General features: G+C 40.6%; 24 protein-coding genes, 1 tRNA gene and 1 pseudogene. 16 read left to right on the top strand and 10 right to left on the bottom strand.

What is annotated here, in order from left to right; all coding sequences use genetic code 11:
- Window positions 1–18: 18 nt before the first annotated feature.
- The 4 genes and pseudogenes from ACSQ7D_RS11350 (at window position 19) to ACSQ7D_RS11335 (ending at window position 3,026) form a co-directional block, all read left to right on the top strand.
- Window positions 19–1,129: pseudogene (locus ACSQ7D_RS11350) on the top strand (ISAs1 family transposase).
- 246 nt (window positions 1,130–1,375) lie between these two features.
- Window positions 1,376–1,807, top strand: a complete 432-nt coding sequence (locus tag ACSQ7D_RS11345) for a 2TM domain-containing protein (protein ID WP_437136307.1) — start codon at window positions 1,376–1,378, stop codon at window positions 1,805–1,807.
- 27 nt (window positions 1,808–1,834) lie between these two features.
- Window positions 1,835–2,329: a dihydrofolate reductase gene (locus ACSQ7D_RS11340; protein WP_437136306.1), complete on the top strand. Its 495-nt coding sequence runs from the start codon at window positions 1,835–1,837 to the stop codon at window positions 2,327–2,329.
- A 130-nt stretch (window positions 2,330–2,459) separates the two neighbouring features.
- On the top strand, window positions 2,460–3,026 hold the full coding sequence (locus ACSQ7D_RS11335) for a 1-acyl-sn-glycerol-3-phosphate acyltransferase (RefSeq protein ID WP_437136305.1): 567 nt from the start codon (window positions 2,460–2,462) through the stop codon (window positions 3,024–3,026).
- A gap of 67 nt (window positions 3,027–3,093) precedes the next feature.
- Here the strand turns inward: ACSQ7D_RS11335 and obgE are convergent, their stop codons facing one another.
- The 7 genes from obgE to ACSQ7D_RS11300 all read right to left on the bottom strand — a co-directional run bounded on the left by obgE (window position 3,094) and on the right by ACSQ7D_RS11300 (window position 10,681).
- Window positions 3,094–4,092, bottom strand: a complete 999-nt coding sequence (gene obgE, locus ACSQ7D_RS11330; RefSeq protein ID WP_002673805.1) for a GTPase ObgE — start codon at window positions 4,090–4,092, stop codon at window positions 3,094–3,096.
- Between the two features lie 6 nt (window positions 4,093–4,098).
- A complete protein-coding gene (locus tag ACSQ7D_RS11325) occupies window positions 4,099–5,223 on the bottom strand; it encodes an adenylate kinase (protein WP_437136304.1) in 1,125 nt (374 codons plus the stop codon).
- A 243-nt stretch (window positions 5,224–5,466) separates the two neighbouring features.
- Complete coding sequence (locus ACSQ7D_RS11320) at window positions 5,467–6,321, bottom strand: ChaN family lipoprotein (RefSeq protein ID WP_264853085.1); 855 nt, start codon at window positions 6,319–6,321, stop codon at window positions 5,467–5,469.
- A 3-nt stretch (window positions 6,322–6,324) separates the two neighbouring features.
- The gene (locus ACSQ7D_RS11315; protein WP_002673809.1) at window positions 6,325–7,008 is read right to left on the bottom strand and encodes a metal-dependent hydrolase; all 684 of its coding nucleotides are present in this window, start codon (window positions 7,006–7,008) and stop codon (window positions 6,325–6,327) included.
- Window positions 7,009–7,084: 76 nt separating this feature from the next.
- The gene (gene menA, locus ACSQ7D_RS11310; protein WP_437136303.1) at window positions 7,085–8,113 is read right to left on the bottom strand and encodes a 1,4-dihydroxy-2-naphthoate octaprenyltransferase; all 1,029 of its coding nucleotides are present in this window, start codon (window positions 8,111–8,113) and stop codon (window positions 7,085–7,087) included.
- Window positions 8,114–8,549: 436 nt separating this feature from the next.
- Window positions 8,550–10,346 (bottom strand): chloride channel protein, encoded by a 1,797-nt coding sequence (locus ACSQ7D_RS11305; protein WP_437136302.1) that lies wholly within the window; start codon window positions 10,344–10,346, stop codon window positions 8,550–8,552.
- Window positions 10,347–10,516: 170 nt separating this feature from the next.
- Entirely contained in the window at window positions 10,517–10,681 is a 165-nt protein-coding gene (locus ACSQ7D_RS11300) for a hypothetical protein (RefSeq protein WP_437136301.1), read from the bottom strand.
- Window positions 10,682–10,761: 80 nt separating this feature from the next.
- Between ACSQ7D_RS11300 and accD the strand changes: the two genes are divergently transcribed.
- The 12 genes from accD to cls all read left to right on the top strand — a co-directional run bounded on the left by accD (window position 10,762) and on the right by cls (window position 19,503).
- Window positions 10,762–11,619: an acetyl-CoA carboxylase, carboxyltransferase subunit beta gene (gene accD / locus ACSQ7D_RS11295; protein ID WP_009410329.1), complete on the top strand. Its 858-nt coding sequence runs from the start codon at window positions 10,762–10,764 to the stop codon at window positions 11,617–11,619.
- A 52-nt stretch (window positions 11,620–11,671) separates the two neighbouring features.
- Window positions 11,672–11,911 carry a hypothetical protein gene (locus ACSQ7D_RS11290; protein WP_002673820.1) on the top strand — a complete coding sequence of 80 codons (240 nt, stop codon included), beginning with the start codon at window positions 11,672–11,674 and terminating at the stop codon, window positions 11,909–11,911.
- Entirely contained in the window at window positions 11,889–12,176 is a 288-nt protein-coding gene (locus tag ACSQ7D_RS11285) for a type II toxin-antitoxin system RelE/ParE family toxin (RefSeq protein ID WP_009417180.1), read from the top strand. Before ACSQ7D_RS11290 ends, ACSQ7D_RS11285 begins: the two co-directional genes overlap by 23 nt.
- Before the next feature lie 98 nt (window positions 12,177–12,274).
- Entirely contained in the window at window positions 12,275–13,303 is a 1,029-nt protein-coding gene (locus tag ACSQ7D_RS11280) for a diphosphomevalonate/mevalonate 3,5-bisphosphate decarboxylase family protein (protein ID WP_437136300.1), read from the top strand.
- A gap of 98 nt (window positions 13,304–13,401) precedes the next feature.
- Window positions 13,402–14,202 carry an SDR family oxidoreductase gene (locus ACSQ7D_RS11275; RefSeq protein ID WP_437136299.1) on the top strand — a complete coding sequence of 267 codons (801 nt, stop codon included), beginning with the start codon at window positions 13,402–13,404 and terminating at the stop codon, window positions 14,200–14,202.
- Window positions 14,203–14,214: 12 nt separating this feature from the next.
- A complete protein-coding gene (gene fsa / locus ACSQ7D_RS11270) occupies window positions 14,215–14,871 on the top strand; it encodes a fructose-6-phosphate aldolase (protein ID WP_437136298.1) in 657 nt (218 codons plus the stop codon).
- A 1-nt stretch (window position 14,872) separates the two neighbouring features.
- Window positions 14,873–15,343 (top strand): DUF2004 domain-containing protein, encoded by a 471-nt coding sequence (locus ACSQ7D_RS11265; protein WP_315011181.1) that lies wholly within the window; start codon window positions 14,873–14,875, stop codon window positions 15,341–15,343.
- Window positions 15,344–15,462: 119 nt separating this feature from the next.
- Window positions 15,463–16,293, top strand: a complete 831-nt coding sequence (locus tag ACSQ7D_RS11260; RefSeq protein ID WP_264860131.1) for a 1,4-dihydroxy-2-naphthoyl-CoA synthase — start codon at window positions 15,463–15,465, stop codon at window positions 16,291–16,293.
- 37 nt (window positions 16,294–16,330) lie between these two features.
- A complete protein-coding gene (locus ACSQ7D_RS11255; protein ID WP_437136297.1) occupies window positions 16,331–16,750 on the top strand; it encodes an LNS2 domain-containing protein in 420 nt (139 codons plus the stop codon).
- Window positions 16,751–16,835: 85 nt separating this feature from the next.
- The gene (locus tag ACSQ7D_RS11250) at window positions 16,836–17,195 is read left to right on the top strand and encodes a hypothetical protein (protein WP_437136296.1); all 360 of its coding nucleotides are present in this window, start codon (window positions 16,836–16,838) and stop codon (window positions 17,193–17,195) included.
- 86 nt (window positions 17,196–17,281) lie between these two features.
- The gene (locus ACSQ7D_RS11245) at window positions 17,282–18,055 is read left to right on the top strand and encodes a (Fe-S)-binding protein (RefSeq protein ID WP_437136295.1); all 774 of its coding nucleotides are present in this window, start codon (window positions 17,282–17,284) and stop codon (window positions 18,053–18,055) included.
- Entirely contained in the window at window positions 18,052–19,503 is a 1,452-nt protein-coding gene (cls, locus tag ACSQ7D_RS11240) for a cardiolipin synthase (protein WP_437136294.1), read from the top strand. The genes ACSQ7D_RS11245 and cls overlap by 4 nt, the downstream gene beginning before the upstream one ends.
- 33 nt (window positions 19,504–19,536) lie before the next feature.
- On the opposite strand, the gene ACSQ7D_RS11235 is transcribed toward cls, so the two are convergent.
- From ACSQ7D_RS11235 to ACSQ7D_RS11225, 3 genes are all read right to left on the bottom strand, one after another.
- Window positions 19,537–19,607, bottom strand: a tRNA-Gln gene (locus tag ACSQ7D_RS11235).
- A gap of 263 nt (window positions 19,608–19,870) precedes the next feature.
- Window positions 19,871–20,305 carry a hypothetical protein gene (locus tag ACSQ7D_RS11230; protein WP_437136293.1) on the bottom strand — a complete coding sequence of 145 codons (435 nt, stop codon included), beginning with the start codon at window positions 20,303–20,305 and terminating at the stop codon, window positions 19,871–19,873.
- A gap of 57 nt (window positions 20,306–20,362) precedes the next feature.
- A complete protein-coding gene (locus ACSQ7D_RS11225) occupies window positions 20,363–22,006 on the bottom strand; it encodes an Ig-like domain-containing protein (protein ID WP_437136292.1) in 1,644 nt (547 codons plus the stop codon).
- Between the last annotated feature and the right edge of the window lie 592 nt (window positions 22,007–22,598).

Here is a 22,598-nt window from a genome sequence, read left to right as displayed (position 1 = left end):
AATAAAATGTAAAAGTCTATGACACTGATAGAAATGTTATCTAGTATAGAGGATACTAGAAAAAGACGCGGTATCCGCCATAAAATGCCTAACTTCCTGATTATGTGCCTAACAGCAATAATGTCAGGTTATACTGGTTATCGAGAAATAGGCCGTTTCCTCAAAGAAAACCAATGGGAGTTTAAAAAGTATCTAACTTTCTGTAAAGTACCTACATATGGCTCTATTAGAAGGATATTTATGGAAATTGATTTTGATGATTTTGCCCAAAAATTCAATCAGTGGACTGCCCAATTTTTACCAATGTGTCAAGGTGAAACACTTGCTGTTGATGGAAAGGCTATTGCAGGAACTATTAAAGACACTCAAAATAACTATCAGAATTTTGTTTCATTGATAAGTGTTTTTGCTTCACAAAGAGGCATTGTATTAGCTTGTGATAAATTAGAGAACAAAAAAGAATCTGAAATTTATACCGTTCAAAGACTCTTACAAGCCTTAGACATTCAAGGTGAAATAATCACTTTAGATGCCTTACATTGTCAAAAAAACTCTTGAAACTATTATAAAGTCAAAAAATGACTACATAGTACAAGTAAAAGGTAATCAAAAAAAGCTTTTTGAGCAAATAAAAGCAAATGTTGCTACAAAAAAGTATTTAATGCACACTTACCAAGAGTGTTCTTTGCTAAGAGGTCGTGATGAATTGCGTATTACCAAAGTTTATAAAAATTTAGAGGGTATTTCTCCTGAATGGTTTGGTATAAAGCGAATTATAGAAACAACACGTTATGTCAAAACAAAGAAAGGTCAGACAATAGAGATAGTTTACCATATTAGCAGTGTAGCTAAGAATAAGGCTGATTTCTTTGCTAATCACATACGTTCTCATTGGGGTATAGAAAATCGTTTGCACTGGGTGAAAGATGTACAAATGAAAGAGGACAAGAGTAAGACTAAATCAGGTAATGCTCCTGAGAATCTTTCAATAATGAGAAATATATCAATTAACCTATTTCGTCTTAATGGAAAAGACTCTATCAAGTCAGCTATGGAATGGAGTATCATTAATTTCAAAGAACTTATGAATTTAATATATTATAAATCAAACATTTGTAACTCTATGTAACAGCCCTGCTCAGTGAGGGGGAATGTGGTGACGAATGACGGAGGTAATGTGAGGTTATAACGGCGACGGGACAGTCGTAGCACGGCTGGTAAATTAATTAACAAATTTATGTGAGGCATACAGGCGTTTTATTAATAGTAGATTAGCAGATGAGAAGTGACAAAAATAATATAAATAGCGTATAATTCTTTCGTAGATAGCATATTTTTCTTACTTTTGCACCAAAATCTTAAAAACAGATATAGAATGACAGACACTCAACTCACTCCCGAACAATATGAACTTTTCAAAAATGCTGAAAAGCGCCTCAAACAGAAACGATTGTTATATCTTCACTTTTTTGCCTTCGTGTTAGGCTCTATCTTTTTTGTAGTTGCCAATAAGGTATTAGACTACGGAGCAACCTATAATTGGTATTTATGGGCGATACTCTTATGGCTTTTCATCTGGCTGTGGCACGCTATGAATGTATTTGTATTGCATCGCTTCTTAGGAAAGGAATGGCAAGAAAAACAACGCGAACAACTGATAGCTGCCCAACAGAAGAAACTCATAAAGATGGAAGCCGCAGTAGAAAAAGAGCTTGCTACACAAAAGGAACAAGCAAAACGTGAATTGGCAGCTGAACAGGCTGAGAAAGATAACGAGCAAACCAATACGTCGTCTACAAACTTTTAACTGTTCACTTTTCACTATTCACTAAATATGATAACTCTTATAGCTGCTGTTGCCGAGAATAACGCTATTGGCAAAGGTGACCAACTGTTATGGCATTTGCCTGAAGATTTTAAGCATTTCAAACGCCTCACGACGGAACACTGCATTATAATGGGGCGGAAGACTTTCGAGACTTTCCCCAAGCCTTTGCCTAACCGTATACATATTGTTATTACGCACCAGAAAGGGTATTCAAAAGAGGGTGCTGTGGTGGTTTCTTCAGTTGAAGAGGCGATAGAAAAGGCTTTGGCAATAGACCCTAACCCTTACGTGATAGGCGGTGGAGAAATCTATGCGCAAGCCCTCCCCTTTGCCGATGTGATAGAACTCACACGGGTACATCACACTTTTGCCGAAGCTGATGTATTCTTTCCTGAGTTTAACCGTGAAGAATGGGAGTTAGTAGCCTCTGAGCGTTTTGAAAAAGACGAACGGCACGCTTATGGGTTTACTTTTGAAAGATACGTTGTAACACGGTCGTAGCACGACAGGTAGCCGTAATACGGCGGGCAGTTGTAGCACGATAGGCAATTTTATAGTGATTATAATATACCAATACTGGTTGTGAAATAGAAAATATTACGCGTAGAAGCGAGTTATAAATAGAATAAAGATGAAAAAATGGATTGGCTCCTTTGTCTTATGGCTAATGGGGTGGAAGATAGAATTGCAAGGTGATTTGAAAACCTTAAACCGCTGTGTGTTAGTAGTAGCACCACATACTACTAATTGGGAGTTTGTTTTGGGTATCTTGGCTTATTGGAAGATGGAAAAACCGATTAAACTCATTATAAAAGATGCGCATACTAAAGCGTGGTACGGCTGGTTAGTGCGCAAGTTAGGAGGGATTGGCATCGACCGTTCACAGCGAAATCACTTGATAGAACTTGTTACTGAACTCTTTAAGAAAGAAGACTTTAGCTTAGTAGTAACCCCCGAGGGCACGCGTTCTAAGGTGAACAAGTGGCGTATGGGCTTCTATCATATGGCTCTTTCTGCGCAAGTACCCATAGTTTTAGGTGCTGGTGACTTCAAGAAGAAAATGATATACATCGGGAAGACCATTAGCATAGAAGACTTACAAACGCTCCCACAAGAGCAAATAATGGAGGAAATACAGAACTTTTATAAGGATATTACTCCTAAATACCCCGAGCAGTGGAACCCTAAGATTTATTGATGTGAAAGCAGTCGTTATAAGGAATTGAATAATATAAAAAGTCAGCTATAATAGCTGACTTTTTATATTATTGTATCATTTCCCAAAGTTTGTCTTTCAGTTGCTGAATTCCTTTGCCCGATACCGACGAGATAAACAAGAAGGGCGTATCGCCTAATCCTGTGGCTACTTCTTGCCGAATGGCTTCGGTGAGCTCGTCGTCTAACATATCCGATTTTGAAATGGCTATGAGGCGGTCTTTGTCTAATAGTTCAGGGTTGTATTCTTTGAGTTCGTTTAACAAGATGTGGTATTCGGCTATGATATCCTTGCTGTCGGCGGGAATGAGGAATAGCAATACCGAGTTGCGCTCTATATGTCGCAAGAAGTAATGCCCTAAGCCTTTACCCTCGGCAGCTCCCTCTATAATCCCAGGTATATCGGCTACTACAAACGATTGGTAATCGCGGTTTTGCACAATACCCAAGTTGGGTTTGAGAGTTGTGAATGGATAATCGCCTATTTTTGGCTTAGCAGAAGTAATTACCGATAGCAATGTAGATTTGCCCGCATTGGGGAAGCCTACAAAACCTACATCGGCTAACACTTTTAACTCTAAAAGCAATTCGCGTTCTTCACCAGGGAGACCTGGTTGGGCGTAGCGCGGGGTTTGGTTGGTAGCTGTGCGGAAATGCCAGTTGCCTAACCCACCTTTGCCACCGCGCAAAGCGATGATTTCTTGTCCGTCTTCTGTAATTTCAAAGAGTACTTCTCCAGTTTCAGCATCTTTAACAATGGTTCCTAAGGGGACTTCCAAGGTGATATCTTTACCGTCGGCACCAAAACTACGGTTGGCTCCTCCGGCTTCTCCGTGTTCGGCACGGAAGTGTTGTTGGAACTTGAAGTGTATGAGCGTCCAAAGGTGCTTATTGCCACGCAAGATGATATGCCCTCCACGACCGCCATCGCCTCCATCAGGACCTCCTTTGGGTACGAACTTCTCGCGGTGTAGGTGCATAGAGCCTGCGCCTCCTTTGCCAGAGGCAGCGTATATCTTTACGTAGTCGGTGAAATTGCCTTCGGTCATTGGGGATTATTCAGCTTTAATTTTGTCAATGGTCTCAGAAAGGCGGGTAGTAATTTCTTCGATAGTACCTATACCATTAATCGTGTGATATTTACCTTGCGTTTGATAGAAAGTGATAAGAGGAGCTGTTTTTTCGTTATATTCAGTGAAACGGTTGCGTATTTTCTCTTCGTCTTGGTCATCAGTGCGACCGCTCACTTTACCGCGCTCTACCAATCGTTTGATGAGCACCTCGTCATCAGCTTCCAAAGCAAGAGTACCGTGAATGCGCATACCTTTACTTTCTAAGAAAGCATCAAGTGCCTCGGCTTGTGCAATAGTACGAGGGAAACCGTCGAAGATAAAGCCTTCGGCATTAGGGTTCTTTTCAACTTCCTCTTGTAGCATTTGTATAGTAACTTCATCGGGTACGAGGTCGCCTTTATCCATATACGATTGAGCGAGCTTGCCGAGTTTGGTTTCGTTCTTGATATTATGACGGAAAATATCACCGGTCGAGATGTGCACTAAGTTGTATTTGTCTTTCAAGAATGCAGCTTGGGTGCCTTTGCCAGCCCCTGGTTTGCCGAAAAGTACTAAATTTGTCATAGTTAATGAAGTGTTTAATTGATATACTTGGGGTAGGTTGCGCGCTATCTCATCGAAATCTAAGCCGTAGCCCACGATAAAGCGGTTAGGGATAGGTTTGCCTACATAGTCTATTTTGAGGCCTTTTTTGTAGGCATCGGGTTTGAAGAAGAGGGTAGCCACGCGGAAAGAGTTCACCTTTTTATCTTCGAAAATGCGGTAAATTTCTTCTAAAGTGTTGCCGGTATCAATAATGTCTTCCAAGATTACCACATCACGTCCTTCCACTGGGGTAGAAAGCCCTATGAGTTGGTGTATTTTTCCAGTAGACTGGGTACCTTTATAAGACGCCATTTTTACAAATGATATTTCACATTCGCCTTTGTAGTGCCTTAGGAAGTCGGCTGCAAACATAAAAGAACCGTTGAGTATGGCGATGAAAATAGGGCGTGATTCTTGCAAATCTTGATATACCTCACTTGCCATTCGTTCGGTAATTTGGTTGAGTTCCTCGGCAGATACGTAAGGCTCAAAAGTCTTATCGTGTAATTTTATCAGTTCCATTGTTTAGGTGTTATGTTTAGTCATTAGCTGTTAGAAATGTTTTAGAACTATATTCCAAGTTCATTTTTCATTTCTTTTTTTCTCTTTTTACTTTTTCAAATGATATCACATCTTCTAGTAGGTGTGCTTTAGGAATGGGGCTTCTCCAATTTGATTGATGTTATCCATTACAGTTGTTGGTTTGTCACTTAAAATAAAGTGCAAAAATAATCAATTTTAATGAATGAGCAAAATCTACTTCCCCTAAAGGGTCTTCGTCATATCTTCATCTACTACCAATATAAAATCAGCTTGACCATAAGCCTCTTTTGCTAATTTCGATAAGTCTACTTGTTCTGTCGTAGCAATAGTAATAACTTTTAGTTTTGGTTCTTCTCGCTTCAAAAACCAGTAAATTCCCTCATAAAAATCGCTGTGATATGTCCCGTTAAAATGCACAAAAACACTATTAGGCTTTCTGTTCTTTACAATAGCATCTGCCATCGTAGCATCTTTTACGGCTTGTGCTTTTATTATATTCTCCTTCCCTTTGTGATTGGGGAGCGACTCTGTCATCTTTTTATACTGTGATAAGTTCTCATCAAACACAATAGGTAGCGGGGCTATCCATCGCTTCTCAGCTTCTGGCAAGGTATCCAATGCTTTTAATCCTTTTTTGTTCACCAATCTCGCATACTTCCTCGGCACATTAGTAGCTATAAAAGGCAAATGATGTTCCTTCGCAAAATCCACCAAAGGCTTATAGTCGGTTTTGTAGTTCGTCCATAATCGTGCCAAAGTATCCAAAGCCTTTTCTGTAACTCCGCCTTTTAGATATTGGTTTACTATCTCTTGGTCATTGCGTTCTAACATCTCAGCTCCCAATATCAAGTTAACCTGAGGCTGTAATTCTTTCACCAATGCCAACTGCAACCAATGCGCAATCGGATTGTCGTGAAACTCTCCAAAAAGCACCACATCGCTCTCTTTGGCTTTTTTTACAACCTTCTCAAAACTGACTTTCTTTCCATTCTTATCAAATAACTGATATGCCTTCTTGTGTTGTGCATACAAAGATATTGTAAAAAACAAGACTATAATAAACGTCGCTTTCCTCATAATTTATACAAAAATAGATTGTCCTATATCTGTTAATATCAGCTCTTTGCCTTTTGCCTTAAAACTCCTCTTTGCTAAATCCTTATCATCTAACTTAATGAGGTTAAAAGTATCGTAATGATACCCCAACACCTTGTTGCATTTCACAAAGTCCGAAGCCATAATAGCATCTTCCACGTCCATTGTAAAGTTACCTCCAATGGGCAATATAGCTAAGTCCAACTTATAACGCACCGGTATGAGTTGCATATCAAAATACAAAGCCGTAGCCCCCGATACGTATACCGTCTTTTCCAAAGTTTTAATCACAAACCCACAAGCGCACCCGCCGGCAGTGCCATTTTCAAAGGTAGAAGAATGCAACGCTGGTACCATCTTCACCGACCCAAATGGGAAACTGTACAACCCTCCCAAGTCCATAGGGTGCGAATTTTCAATTCCCAAATTAAAAAAGTAATTAGAGATTTCAAAATTCGAAATGATTTGTGCTTTCGTGCGCTTAGCTATCTGCTCCACGTCCGATATATGGTCTTGTTGCGCCGAGGTTATCAAGATGTAATCAGCAGGAATCGTATTGATATCTATATGGCTTGCCAAAGGATTATTAGCAATAAATGGGTCTACAAGCAAATGTGTATCGCCTATTTTGATGCTCACACACGAGTGTCCGTAATAAGTTACCTCCATAGTTATTATGTTTTTTAGTGTATTTATTTAATATATATAACGTCCGTTACTATCTCCTTCTTTCGTTTAACTTTCCTTAAAATATATGTATCAAAATCCCCACAAAAAAGAGTACCGAAAGCAAAAAAGTACTCAGGGCTACTATCTTTAATTCTTTATCAAGCTGTTTGAGTTCCGTATTTCTTTTTACGGTGAGTAAATGTCCTATTAAAGGCAGAAAAGCAACTAAGTACAAAAGCTCCCAGCGCATTTGCAAACGCATCACCGAAAAGCCCAACATTGCCACCATCGCCAATATAACTAAATAATAATGATAATATTTAGCCATCGGAATTCCCATTTTCACTACCAATGTATGTTTGCCCGAACGCTTATCGTTCTCATAATCGCGCATATTGTTTAAGTTCAGCACTGCTACACTCAGCAAGCCAATAGCAATAGCGGGCAACCATATAACCTTATTCAAGCTCTCTGTGTATAAGAAATAACTGCCTACCACACTCACTAACCCAAAGAACACAAACACAAATAGGTCACCCCAACCCCGATATCCATAAGCCGATTGCCCCACAGTGTACTTGATAGCCGCTACCACACACAGCACTCCTAAAACAAAAAACACCGAGATATATAACAAATTTTCTCTTCCAAAAGCCGTATAAATAAGCACCGTAGCCGAAAGTAACGACAGTAAAGCAGTGATAAGTACAACCCTCTTCATCTGCCTACGCGTAACTCTCCCACTTTGCAAAGCTCTTGTAGGACCTATGCGGTGCTCATTGTCCGTGCCCTTTACCCCATCGCCATAATCATTGGCAAAGTTCGAAAGTACCTGAAACAAAATAGTGGTAAGCAGTGCCCAACCAAAAATCTCCCACCTAAAAGCGTAAGGGTCTTCGCGAAATGCCAAAGCACTCCCCGTGATAATCCCCGCAACCGATAAGGGTAAGGTGCGCAACCTCGCAGCTTTCAAAAGAGTTATGATATCCATAGAGCCTGCAAAATTACAAATACTAATGACAAATACAATAATATATTCTAATAATTCTTTTTGCTTTATACTTTTACTAAAAAATGATTTCAATATCCCTGCTCCAACTTTCAAAGCTCATAGAAGTTACTAAAAAAGATATTTATTCCGTTGTGAAGATAATTTTCAGAATGTTTTTCTGTAAAAATAGTGTTTATGTAGAAATGTACAGATGTAGCTATCGTCCAAGATTCGTCCAAGGTTTGTATAAGGTTTGTATAAGATACCTATAACAAGAACTTTTTTCTGTTTGGTTTCTCTATATTATAGCCTATCCGAATTTACACACCACACTTTGGCAAAGTTTTAAATTTTGCCAAAGTTGATTGTACTGATAACCAACTTCTTTTTCAGCATTCGTAGGGGAAAAGCTGGTGATAGCAGCGTATGTGAGGCTATTTGTCCCTCCAAAAAACAAGCCTTTTTATTGGTAATCTATTTTTGTTTGACTATAAAAACACTTGTATTAGCTTAATTCTATATCTTGATTTATCTTTTACCTTTTTAGCTCTTACTGCGTAAAATATATCAATTTCCTTCTATAAATGCTCAACAACTTCGATTTGGAGATAAACCCTACGTACTTACCGTCCTTCACTACGGGTAAGTTCCACGCACCAGTATGCTGAAACTTATCCATTACGGTGCTCATCTTGTCCTTGCCCATTTCTATAACAGCAGGTGGTTTTTGCATTAGTTCTACGGCAGGAATCTTGTCGTAATAGTTCGTTTCAAAAATCAAGTGCCGTATGTCGTCAAGCAGTATCACACCTTGTAGCGTACCTTTTTCGCGGTCAAGCACAGGGTAGATATTGCGGTTCGATTCGCGCACAGCATCGTACACCACCTCCCGAAGTTTCATATCGGTATATACGGGGGTGAAGTTGTGTTCCACCACTTGGTCAAAATCCATTAGGGTGAGTATCGATTGGTCTTTGTTCTGCGAGATGAGTTCTCCTTTTCTGCCTAATTCCATCGTATAAACAGAATATTTGTTAAAGTATTTCGCTACCGAAAACGATACCGCAGCAGTGAGCATCGCCGGTACTAACAGCGAATAACCTCCCGTTACCTCGGCGATGAGAAAAACAGCCGTAAGGGGTGCGTGCAATACCCCCGTCATCAGGGCAGTCATTCCCACCAAAGTGAAGTTCGGTAACTCTGCTTTATAGCCCAAAATAGGAAACTCGTTGATGATGCGCGCCAAGCAGTTCCCCATCACTCCCCCCATAAACAGCATAGGCGAGAAGATACCTCCTACCCCTCCCGCACCAAAAGTGAGCGAGGTGGCAATAACCTTTGCAAAGGTGAGGGTAGCCAAAAGTAGGATAATCACCCACGCATTCGATAAGTCCCAACCAAAAATATTACTACTCAGTGACAGTTCGGGGTGACCTTCTTTTAGGTGATTGATAATCTCGTGTCCTTCACCGTAAAGCGGTGGCATTATGTAGATAAGCAACCCCAAAAGAGCTCCGCCTACTACTATTTTTAGCCAAGGAGAAGTGAGTTTCTTAAAAGCAGCATTCATTTTCTCGTATACATAGGTAAAGTAAGCCGACATCAATCCGCCTACCACGCCTAAAAGAATATAAAAAGGAATACCTTGCAATGAAAAAGCTCGCGTGATGGTTATGGGTATCAATACTTCACTGCCAAAGAAGAAATACGAAGTGAATACCCCACAAAGGGAAGCGATAAACAGCGGTATAAGTGACGAGAGCGTCAAATCCAACCCAAAAACCTCAATAGCAAACAGTATCGCCGCAATAGGCACTTTAAAAATAGCTGCTAAAGCCGCCGCACAAGCACACGCCAAAAGCAACATCCGGTTAGATTGATTAATATGAAAAAACCTGCAAATATTGGAACTAATACCTGCCCCCGTTACCACCATCGGACCTTCTAACCCCACCGAACCTCCAAAACCAACGGTAATAGGTGCTGTGAGGATACTGCCATACGCCTGAAAACGCTTCATTATCCCTTTTTGGTGAGCTACTGCATAAAGAATCGAAGGAATTCCGTGATTCACATCGTGCCGTATCACGTATTTTTTTACCAAATACACAATGGCAAAGCCTAACATTGGGAGGATAAAGTAAAAACTATAAGTAATTGTCTGTGCGAGCTTGTCGTCCAACAACCACTGTATAAAATGCGTAAAACTGCGCATTGCCAAGGCTGCCAATCCCGTAGCAATACCTATTATTCCACTGAGAATAAGGATAAAACGCCTATCCGAAATATGCTTTACACGCCATATCAAAAGGCGTTTGAGAAGATGTTGCTGGTGATGGGTCGTCATTATGCTTTTCTTAAAAACGGTGCAAAAATACAAAACAAATCTCAATACACCAATTATTCTTCACCTTACCTTCTCCATAGGTTCAATTATTCTGCGTTTATTCTTCATCTGCCTATGTGGCTCGCACCGTCTTTTATCCCTCTTTCCTCCACTGATTCTTAATCTATTAGTCAGCGTAGAACCACTGTAGAACCACTGTAGAACCACTGTAGACCCACTGTAGAGCCACTGAAGCCCCACTCATCGTTCGCCTTATCTTCGCCTTTCCGTCGCCACATACTTTGCCAAAGTTGAAAATCACTCAAAAAACCTATCTTATCTTCACCATTAATCATTAACCACTAATCATTAATTCTCCTTTTTTGCTATTTCAAAAAAACTTTGTACTTTTGCACTTTACTAAAACAGAATAATTATGTCTTGGTTTAAAAGAACAGCAAAAGGAATACAAACCTCTACTGAGGAAAAGAAAGATATCCCCAAAGGATTATGGTTTAAATCACCCAGCGGTAACATCGTCGAACAGGACGAGTTAGCTTCCAATTTCTATGTAAGTCCCGACGATGGGTATCACGTGCGCATAGGTAGTAAAGAGTACTTCCAGATATTGTTTGATAACAACGAATTTCAAGAACTCGATGCCAATATGAGCTCTAAAGACCCTTTAGAATTTGTCGATACAAAACCCTATACCCAACGTTTGGAAGAAGCTACTCAAAAAACAAACTTAAAAGATGCCGTACGCACTGCCGTAGGAAGCTCTAAAGGTAAGTCTATTGTAATAGGCTGTATGGATTTCGCTTTCATCGGTGGTTCTATGGGGAGTGTAGTAGGTGAGAAGATTTGTCGTGCGATTGATTATGCTATCAAACACCGATTGCCTTTCTTGATGATTTCTAAATCAGGAGGCGCACGTATGATGGAAGCCGCTCTTTCACTAATGCAAATGGCTAAAACGTCTATTAAACTCGCTCAGTTAGACGAAGCCAAACTACCTTACATCTCGCTTTGTACCGACCCTACAACGGGAGGTATCACTGCATCGTTTGCGATGCTGGGCGACATCAACATAGCCGAACCAGGCGCTCTTATTGGTTTTGCAGGACCTCGTGTAGTGAAAGACACAACAGGGCAAGACCTCCCCGAAGATTTCCAAACAGCAGAGTTCTTACTCGAACACGGCTTCTTGGATTTTATCGTAAACCGCAAAGAGCTCAAAGACAAAGTGAATTTGTACATCGATTTGGTGATGAACCGCGCTGTGAGAGCTTAAAATATAGGCAACTCGCACCTTTGGCAAAGTTGAATCCTTAAAACCTAACAATGTGAACACACTTATATTAAATAAAAATATCGACTTTGAGCAGTATCAACAAATAGTTGATTACTTTGCTACCATAGGAATTGAGGTAACCAATCCTTACGAATATCCTTCTCTAATAACAAATGAGGATAAACAAGCTATTGCCTTAGCCCGTGAAGACGTCGAAAAAGGTAATTGGATAGACGGAAGAGAATTATTCGATAACATCAGAAAAAGATATGCGAGTAAGGTGGTCGGGTAAAGCTAAGACAGAGCTAGAAAACACTTTAGATTTCTGGAGTGAGAACAATAAATCTGACTCTTATTCTGAAAAGATAGCAATTGAAACTGAAAAAGTTCAGAAAGAAATAGAAGAAGACCCTTATTTTTTAGCTAAATACATAGAGGAAGATAATGTTTATCAGCGAATTTTCTTTAAAGGAAGATTTTTACTCTACTATGAAATTAAGGGAGATAGTGTAATAATTCTCAGATTCAGAAGTACTAAACAAAAACCCTTGTTTTAGTTCTTAGTATTGTAATAAAAACTAAAATAATATGAGTCAGTAGTTTCCTACTATTGCCTATACCCTAACGCCTATGGACTAAGTCCTATTGCCTAAATATGATTTCTTTCAAAGCACCGAGTAACATAGCCTTAGTAAAGTATTGGGGCAAGAAGGGAGAACAGCTCCCTGCAAACCCTTCTATCAGCTTTACACTCACGCATTGTTATACCGAAACTTCTATTGAATATGAACGTAGGAGTGAATCTTCTATTGCCTCAGGCGAACCCTTTTCATTCGATTTTAGCTTTGAAGGACAACCCAAACCTTCTTTTCACCCTAAAATCCATACTTTCTTCGAGCGGATTGTAGCTTACTTGCCTTTCTTAAAGGACTATCATTTTAGCATTGCCTCACATAATTCTTTCCCTCATAGCAGTGGCATTGCGTCTTCTGCAAGTGCAATGGCTGCCCTCTCAGTATGCTTAATGCAGATTTCTAAAGAGTTAGGAGAGATTTATACAGAAGAAGCTTTTTGGCAAAAAGCCTCTTTCTTGGCGCGCTTGGGTTCGGGTAGTGCCTGCCGAAGTGTGCAAGGCAGTATAGTAGTATGGGGCGAACACCCTGCCATTATAGGGAGTTCCGATGAATATGGTATACCCTATCCCCTCCCCGTTCACGAAGTTTTTCAAAATTATCAAGATACTATTTTGCTCATCGATAGAGGTCAGAAGCAAGTCAGCAGTACCGTAGGTCATAACCTAATGCACGGTCACCCTTTTGCTGAGGCGCGTTTTGCACAAGCCAATGAGAATATCAATAAACTTGTTAGAAGTTTTGCTTCCGGTGATGTAGAGCGTTTCATAGAAGTAGTGGAAAGTGAAGCTCTCACTCTGCACGCAATGATGCAAACCAGTATTCCATACTTTATTCTGATGCGCCCCAATACGTTAGAAGTGATTCAGCGCATATGGCAATACCGTAAAGAAACGAATATCCCGCTTTGTTTTACGCTCGATGCAGGGGCTAATGTACATCTGTTATACCCTAAAACTTCTACTACGGAAGTAAAATGGTTTATAGAAGAGGAATTAGCTCAATTTTGTGAAGGACGACAATATATTCACGACGAAGTAGCTACTTTTTAGCTCAATTTCTTCTTTGTTAGTTTTAGCCCTTTTTTTGATAATTCACATATTTGCTAATTGGCAAATTATTCCTACCTTTGCACAAATTTCTTAAACGAATGAACAAAACTGTTCTCATCACTGGTGCTACATCGGGCATAGGCAAAGAAACCGCCTTGCTACTTTCCTCCAAAGGCTTTTTGGTCTACGGAACAGCGCGCAATGTAGAAGGTAAAAACTTGCCTTTTCGTCTCTTGCCAATGGACGTGCGAAACGAAGCTTCTATCAAAGAAGCGGTACAGCAAATCCTCACCGAAGTAGGTCGCATCGATATACTCATCAATAATGCAGGTGTAGGTATTACGGGTGCCGTAGAAGAACTCCCTGCCGAGCAGTTGCACAACGTTTTCGCTACCAATCTCTATGGTGCTATAACTGTGATACAGCAAGTCCTCCCAGCAATGCGCTCTCAGGGAAGCGGACGTATCATCAACATTGCCTCTATTGCAGGCTATATGGGCTTGCCTTTTCGTGGGGCTTATTCAGCCAGCAAAGGCGCTCTCCTCCTGATGAGTGAAGCTCTACGTATGGAAGTTAAGTCTTTTGGTATAGAAGTCTGTACTATTTCCCCAGGCGATTATGCTACCGATATTGCTTCTCGTCGTTATCACACCCCTGTAAACGAAGGTTCTCCTTATGCCGAAGTCTATGAAAAACAACTCGATATAATGAACAAGCACGTCGATAGTGGTGGCGACCCCAAAGAAATGGCAGATAAAATACTGAAAGTCATCAATACCAAACACCCAAAAGTACATTACAAACAAGGTAGTTTCTTGCAGAAGTTCTCCATTGTCCTCAAACGACTCTTGCCGAGCAAATCCTACGAGAAAATGCTAATGAAACACTTTCAATTATAAATTAATAACATTATGAAATTTTTTATCGATACAGCGAATTTATCGCAAATTCAAGAAGCCCAAGATTTGGGTGTGTTAGACGGCGTAACCACTAATCCGTCGTTAATGGCAAAAGAAGGTATCACCGGCAAAGAGGCGATACTAAAACATTATACTGATATCTGCACTATCGTAGAAGGCGATGTTTCTGCCGAAGTAATCGCCACCGACTATGAGGGCATTGTGCGCGAAGGCGAAGAACTCGCCGCCCTTCACCCTCAAATCGTGGTAAAAGTACCGATGATAAAAGACGGTATCAAAGCCATTAAATATTTCACCGATAAGGGTATTCGTACCAACTGTACGTTGGTATTCTCAGCAGGTCAGGCGCTTTTGGCAGCCAAAGCAGGGGCTACTTACGTGTCGCCTTTCATCGGTAGACTCGACGATATCTCAACCGACGGTCTTTCGCTCATCGAGGACATACGTCTCATTTACGACAATTACAATTTCGAGACTCAAATCCTTGCTGCTTCTGTGCGCCATACAATGCACATCCTCGAATGTGCCAAAATAGGTGCCGATGTCATTACTGCACCGCTCAACGCCATCTTAGGGCTTCTCAAACACCCCCTTACCGACAGTGGCTTAGCACAGTTTTTAGCCGATTATAACAAAGGAAATAAATAATATGTCACACATTACACACCCCTATTTTGGTACACTCGATTCCAATGCAATAAAAGAAGACGTTGATGTAATTTGGGAGCAAGAAGTTACCTTTCAGGAGCTCAGTACTCCTGTCGAATTTCATCTTTGGGCTGCTAAAGATCAAGAAATCAGTATTGAAAGGTTAGATTTGTTTGAGCAATTCATCAAACATTTCCCCGAAAAAGACCAAGAAGCACGCCAGCAGTTAAAAGCTTACTTAGAAGAAGATAGTTACTATATGGACTTCCATATAGAAGAATTGGATTTAGAAGTAGGCAACGATATAAACTCCTTTGTTGCAGCGATGCAAACCCACCGCGTAGCTCTTTGGAATTGTTTAGACGAAGATATAGTAGTCGACTATATGATTGACCCCGAACAAAGCGACGAAATCCTTGCGGTACGTTTCAATATAGACGGCTCTTTTAATTCTATCGACTGGGAAAGCTAATTAGATTAACAACTATCTACAAATCAACTTAGCCAACGTTTCGAACTTTGGCTAAGTTTTTTATTTGCTCATTTGCTTATTAGTTTGTACTTTTGTCCCCTAACTACTATTCACCTAATATGAACTGGATAACTGTAAAAGAATACGAAGATATTACATATAAAAAATGTGACGGTGTAGCGCGTATCGCCTTCAACCGTCCCGAAGTGCGCAACGCTTTTCGCCCTAAAACTACTTCTGAACTCCTCGATGCCTTTAAAGATGCTTATGAAGATATCAACATAGGAGCCGTATTGCTCTCTGCCGAAGGACCTTCGCCTAAAGATGGCGTATGGAGTTTTTGTAGTGGTGGCGACCAAAAAGCACGTGGTCATCAGGGATATGTGGGTGACGATGGTTACCACCGCCTCAACATCCTCGAAGTGCAACGCCTCATCCGCTTTATGCCCAAAGTGGTGATTGCAGTAGTCCCCGGTTGGGCTGTTGGGGGCGGACACTCATTGCACGTAGTGTGTGATCTTACCCTCGCCAGCAAAGAACACGCTATTTTCAAACAAACCGATGCCGATGTAACGAGTTTTGATGCTGGTTATGGGTCGGCTTATCTCGCCAAAATGGTCGGACAGAAGAAAGCTCGCGAAATCTTCTTCTTGGGACGCAACTATTCTGCTCAAGAGGCTTTCGAGATGGGAATGGTAAATGCCGTAGTCCCTCACGACGAGCTCGAAGCTACCGCTTTTCAGTGGGCGCAAGAGATAATGGCTAAATCGCCTACCTCTATCAAAATGCTGAAATTCGCTATGAACCTCACCGATGACGGTATGGTTGGGCAACAAGTATTCGCTGGTGAAGCCACCCGTTTAGCATATATGACCGATGAAGCCAAAGAAGGACGCGATGCCTTTCTCGAAAAACGCAAACCTAACTTCGAAAAGAAATGGATTCCTTAACAATTTGCTAATTCTCATATTTGCTAATTCAAATATTATGACTGAAAAATTTATCTTAACAGAAGACGATCAAGGCAATAAAAATCCTATATTGCCAGAAGGAGTAAAAAACTACCTCATCGACATTGATGGTACGGTAGGCGAGGATATCCCCAATGAAGAACCCGAGCGAATGGCTACTGCCGAGGTATTTCCCGATGCCTTAGCACAAGTAAACAAATGGTATGACGAAGGTCACGTGATTTACTTTTTCACCTCACGTACCGAAGCACACCGTAAGGTTACTGAGCAATGGCTCAAAAAGCACGGCTTTAAGTATCACGGCATCATCTTTGGCAAACCCCGCGGAGGCAACTATCACTGGATAGACAATCACATCGTAAAAGCTACTCGCTATAAGGGCAAATTCACCGATTTTGTCCTCAAAGAAGAAACCGTAGAAGTATTTAACGATTAGTGCGAGCCGTCTTTCGCTGGCGCGAGCTTGTAGCTCGTGCCTATTCTGTCCAACTCGTCCTACAAATCTCTAATAACACCATAAAATGAAAGAAACTGTTAAAAACAAGATAAAAAAATGGTTACTTGAGATTGATCGTCAAGAAACCTTACCTAATGATATTGTTGCACTGAATTTCAACATCTCCGAACCTTACGAATTGGAGCTTATAGGCTCTTCTTGGTATGATGATGAAGACCCCGATTGGGCTTGCGAAGAAAATTTTGTGCCCGAAGACTGCTTTTTACCTTTAGATGAAATCTCTGGAGAGGTACATTGGGAACAAGCCCTCTCAATGATTACCGAAATCCTTAAAGAAATAGTAGCCGAGAACAGTATCAAACTTTTTAACGTACAACATATAGCCGTAGGTTTTGTAGATGGCGATTTAGAAATCGTAAAATAACCTACAGCATTTCGCTGGCGCGAGCTTGTAGCTCGTTCCAAATTACCAAATTACAGCCCGTGCGGCTCGCACCAAATTAGATTATTATGATTCCAACAATGGCAGAACTCTCAGCCCGCGGAGAAATCCCCGAAGTACTCTTCTGGGTAGGCTGTGCTGGTAGTTTTGACGACCGCGCCAAGCGCATTATCAAAGCCTTTGCTCACCTTTTGCAAAAAGCAGGGGTGCGTTTTGCCGTACTCGGCACCGAAGAGAGCTGTACCGGCGACCCTGCCAAGCGTGCAGGTAACGAATTTCTCTTCCAAATGCAAGCAATGACGAATATCAAAGTGCTGAACAGCTACCATATTACTAAGATAGTAACCGCTTGTCCGCACTGTTTCAACACTCTTAAAAACGAATACCCTGCCTTAGGCGGACACTATGAAGTCCTCCATCATACCGAATTGCTCAAAACTTTGGTGCAGGAAGGCCGACTTACCATTGAGGACGATGCTTTTAAAGGGAAACGCATCGTCTTTCACGACCCTTGTTATTTGGGCAGAGCCAACAAGGTGTACAATGCCCCGCGTGAACTCTTACAAAAACTCGATGCCGATTTGGTAGAGATGAAGAGTTGTAAGGCACGCGCTCTTTGTTGTGGAGCAGGAGGCGCTCAGATGTTCAAAGAAGCTGAAAAAGGCGATAAGGACATCAACGTATTGCGAACTGAACAAGCCCTTGAAGTGCGCCCCAATATCATCGCTACCGCTTGTCCGTTTTGTAACACTATGATGACCGATGGTATAAAGACAAAAAACAAAGAAACACAAGTAAAAGTATACGACATCGCAGAATTACTTGACAATAGTGAAAAATGAAGTTCCTTCTGCTCTATGAAATCCTTTACGTCCTACTGATAATCGCTATTTGTTTGCGCATCGTGTGGGACACCCGTTCGGTGAGTAAAGCCTTAGCGTACTTGCTCTTGGTTATCTTTGTGCCTATATTGGGAGCTATCTTTTACTTCTCATTTGGTATCAACTATCGCAAACATAAAATATACCACAAAAAACTTACTATTGACCAATCCTTTCGTCAGCGATTAGAACATATCTATCCGCAGATACGTGCCCATCTAAACTCGCTTGATACTGCCTTCATCACTCCCTATGAAAAGAGTTTACGCTTCCTCTCGAACATAGAAGAACGCCTGTCTATTATCCCTAACGAAGAGGTGAAGGTGATATGCAACGGCGAAAACCTCTTCCCTGAACTACTCGACGCCCTACGCGCAGCAAAGCACCATATTCATATAGAGTATTACATCTACGAGAATGACCACATAGGCAATGCCATTAAAAATATCCTTATTGAGAAAGTGCGGGCAGGGGTAGAAGTGCGCTTTATTTATGATGATTTCGGAAGTCAAGGTATTCGCAAGAATATAGTAAAAGAACTCTTAGCCAATGGTGTGCCTGCTTTCCCTTTTTACAAAATCAACTTTGTAAAACTCGCTAACCGTATGAACTACCGCAACCACCGCAAGATAGTGGTGGTGGACGGCTATACCGCTTTCGTGGGAGGCATCAACATCAGTGATAAGTATAACAACGATGAGCCTAATGCTCTCTATTGGCGGGATACTCACCTAAAAGTACGAGGTTACTCAGCTCACGTATTACAAGCGGTATTCTTACAAGATTGGAATTTTTGCAGTGAGGAAAACGTAGCTATCGATGCGCCTTACTTCCCCATAGTCACACAGCCCTACCCTACCGATTATTTTACACAAATCGTCTCTAGCGGTGCTGATTCTGACTTATCTAACATTCTCTTCGCTACCGTACAACTCATCTACGCTGCCAAGCGTGAAATCCTGATTACCACTCCTTATTTTATTCCCGACACTTCGCTACAAGAAGCCCTCATCATTGCGGCACTTAGTGGGGTAGAGGTGAAATTACTTGTACCAAAAGAAGGCGATTCGGTGTTTGTACATACTGCTAGCGAGTCGTTTTTTGAAGATTTGCTAAAAGCAGGAGTAGAAATCTACCGATACGAAAAAGGCTTTGTACACGCCAAGACTTTTGTGATAGACGGCGAAGTAGCCTCAGTAGGGACAGCTAACCTCGATGCACGCAGTTTCGACCTTAACTTTGAAGTGAATGCCTTAGTGTACAACAAAGAAGTTGCAGGTGATTTGCGCAGGATTTTCTATAAGGATCTGGAAGACGCAAGTTTGTTAAGGTTAGAAGCGTGGGAAAAGCGTAGTAAGTTCAAACAACTCATAGAACGTATCGTGCGGTTGTTTTCACCCTTCTTGTAAAACAAAAAAAGCTTCCTTATAGGAAGCCTTTTGTTGGTCTACTAGGACTCGAACCTAGAATAACAGAACCAAAATCTGCTGTGTTACCATTACACCATAGACCAATCACATTTCATTTTTGCGGTGCAAAGGTACTGCTATTTTTCTAATCTGCAAATTTTTTAATAGTTTTTTTACGAAAAATATATTAGAAACATATAAAATACTTTATAATTAAGCAGTTAATCACAATTCTCTTCTGATAGTATTCTATTTTTTAACAAGTAAAAGCTCTGAATCTTTTCCTTTCTTATCCCCTAATCTCAGTAACGCTCACTAAAAAGCCTCATTGCTGTGCAATGAGGCTTTTTTATAATATTTATCATTATTACCTATTAAAATAAAGTGTTAATATTAGAATTACTAATGAAGTAAAGAATCCTATAAGCCATTGTATAAAGATACGATTCATCTTAGCAAAACCGTCTTTCATTTCATTTTGTAAATCTGCTCTTAGCGCTACAATCTCAGTACGCAATTCGGCGATATCTTGTTTGTTTTCAGAGCGTAGCTCTGCAATATCTTGTTTGAGTTCTGAGCGTAACTCTGCAATATCTTGCTTGAGTTCTGAACGCAATTCGGCTATATCCATTCTTATTTCTGCTATTTCTTTATGAAATTCTGTTTTAGTTACTAAGTTATCAATATTTGCCTTTACACGTTCATCAGTAAATTTAGAAAGATAACTGGCTAACGCTGCAGCTCCTTCCTTACCTATTTTTTCACTTACGGTATCGTATAATTGTATGAGTTCAGTTGTCATAATTCTGTGTGTATTATTTTCGGGCAAAGATAATAATTTTTATCTACATAGCAAATACTAATTATCAATTCGCCACGTTTCTTCTACTTCCCAGTTGGCGCGGAGCTCTATAAGTTGTGGGAAATACCAGACTCGCTCGGGCTGGCGTTGTTCAAGGAAACTACCTGTGTCCCACTCTCGGTTAGCATTCTTGTCCTCTATCAGCCGTAAGCGGAACTTACTGGGGTTTACGTTCTCGAACACATATTGCTCTTGTGGTTTTTCAACATAAAGCTCTCTCACTACCTCGGTAGCTTTTTCGTTGGTGAGTTGCAAAATAACAGGGTATTGCAGGGTCTTCTCATCGGTGTTGAGGTGCAACTTAAAGATGGCTACTTCTTCGAGTTTTTTGGTGTGTAGGTTTACTTTTAGCGTATCGTTCGTATGTCCAAAAAAGTCGGTGAGCGCATTAGGGAGTGCTTCTATGCGGTAGGTCTCGTCGTTCTTTTTATCGAATAGCACATAGTATTCTAAGCGATTAGGGGCTAATTGCGTTTTAAACGGAACAGCTATCGCCGTAGAATCTTTGCCTGCGAACACTTTTAGCTTAGTGCTATCGGTCTTTACTATGGGAATATTACTCCTAAAACCAAAGTCTTTGTACATCGGCAAATCACCTGAAAAAAGGTTCTCTATCTGCAAACTGTCGTTCTTCATTTCCTTTATACGGACTTTAAACGTATCAATTTTTTTCTGTTTTGCTACTGTAAATACCAAAGAATCCTTCTGTTTAGGGCTATACCACAGGTTAAGCGTATCTTTCTTAGGGTCTTTGGAGACGATATACTTAAAATCTTTACTCACCGGTGATATGGGCTTGATGTTCACACTATCGGTTTTACCTTCGAAGCCAAACTGTATGTGGTTGCCCGCCACTTGTGTAGGACGGTGTGCTTTATAAGGAGGTACTTCTTTAAACAAGCGCAATTTGGGGTAGAACCCCTGTGGATTCCCCTTCAAATCGGCGACAGTGATAGGTTCTTCCATAAAGGCAATTTTGTCGTCTTTGGGATTGAACAGATAGTTCGCACTCTTCTCTTTCAGCGCAATGAGCTTGTATTTGCCTTCTTTAAGGTATTCGAGCACAAAGCTATCGAGGCTATCGAGCGTATTGGTGACGTAAGTAGGTTGCGTTTTGTACACGAGCGAATCGTTATACTGCTCATTATAAGGGTAGAGCATCACCGTTACAAAGTTATCGGGTTTAGGGGCAATGGCATCGGCAATATCACCTTCATACCAAAGCGAGTCAAGCGCATCGCCAGTGGAAAACACGTATTTAAAATCGGACAAAGGATTACCTTCGTTGTAATCCTGAATGCTATTGCCGAAGTTCAGCACGTAGGTAGTATTGGGTTTTAGGGTATCGATAATGTTTATTTCCAACCATTTCGAAGCTGAAGTAGGCGAAATAGTAGGGAAGGTTTTCATCGGGGGGGAGATGATAAGCTGTTTGCGCACGTCTTTGGTAACCACAAACTCATCGAACTGCAAACGTATTTTCTTGCCGTGGAACTTCATTGCTCCCGACCTTGGCACCGACTGCAAAAGGACAGGTGCGGTAGTATCTTTGGGACCTCCTGTGGGCGAACCACGACGGGCGCACTGCCACAGCAGTAAGGCGATGAATATAGTGAGCAATATGGGGAATCTATGTTTCATATAATAAGTTACAACGTAATTTTCGGCAAAAGTAGTAAATAATTAGTGAATTGGCAAATTCAGGAAATAGAGCATTGGCAAATCTATCCATTAATAAAAATGATAATACTTGTTAAATGCTTGCATTTTCTTCAGATTTAAGAGCTGAGTATCTTAAAACTTTTTAAAAACTATAAATATATAATAGTCAATATATTGTCTTTATTTTTATATTTTACTTTTTAGCTACTTTAACCGAAGGTAAGACGAACCTAAGGCGAATCTAAACCGAAGCTAAGGCGAAGGAAAGGCGTTAGAAAACTGAATATCAGATGGGTAAAAAAGGCTGAAATTTTTTGAACAAAATGCAGGTAAAAGTGGTTTTTTAACAAAAAAACCGCAAAGTATTTCATCTGCAAATTGTCTATTCTGTTAATTAGAAATTATTCTTACCTTGTTCCTCACAAGCTTTTCATTATTCAAACATTCAGTTTTACCTTTTAACTATGACGCTTTTGCCTTTAGAAAAACACTTTATTAAATATGTTTTTGATGAAACTGAACAAATAGCCAATCTCTGCTTATTAACGAGAAAAACCTCAAAAAGAAAGTG

The sequence above is a fragment of the Capnocytophaga sp. G1920 genome, assembly GCF_051417515.1.
The sequence above is the reverse complement of the archived record's forward strand: the minus strand, read 5'-3'. Positions and strand labels throughout refer to the sequence as shown.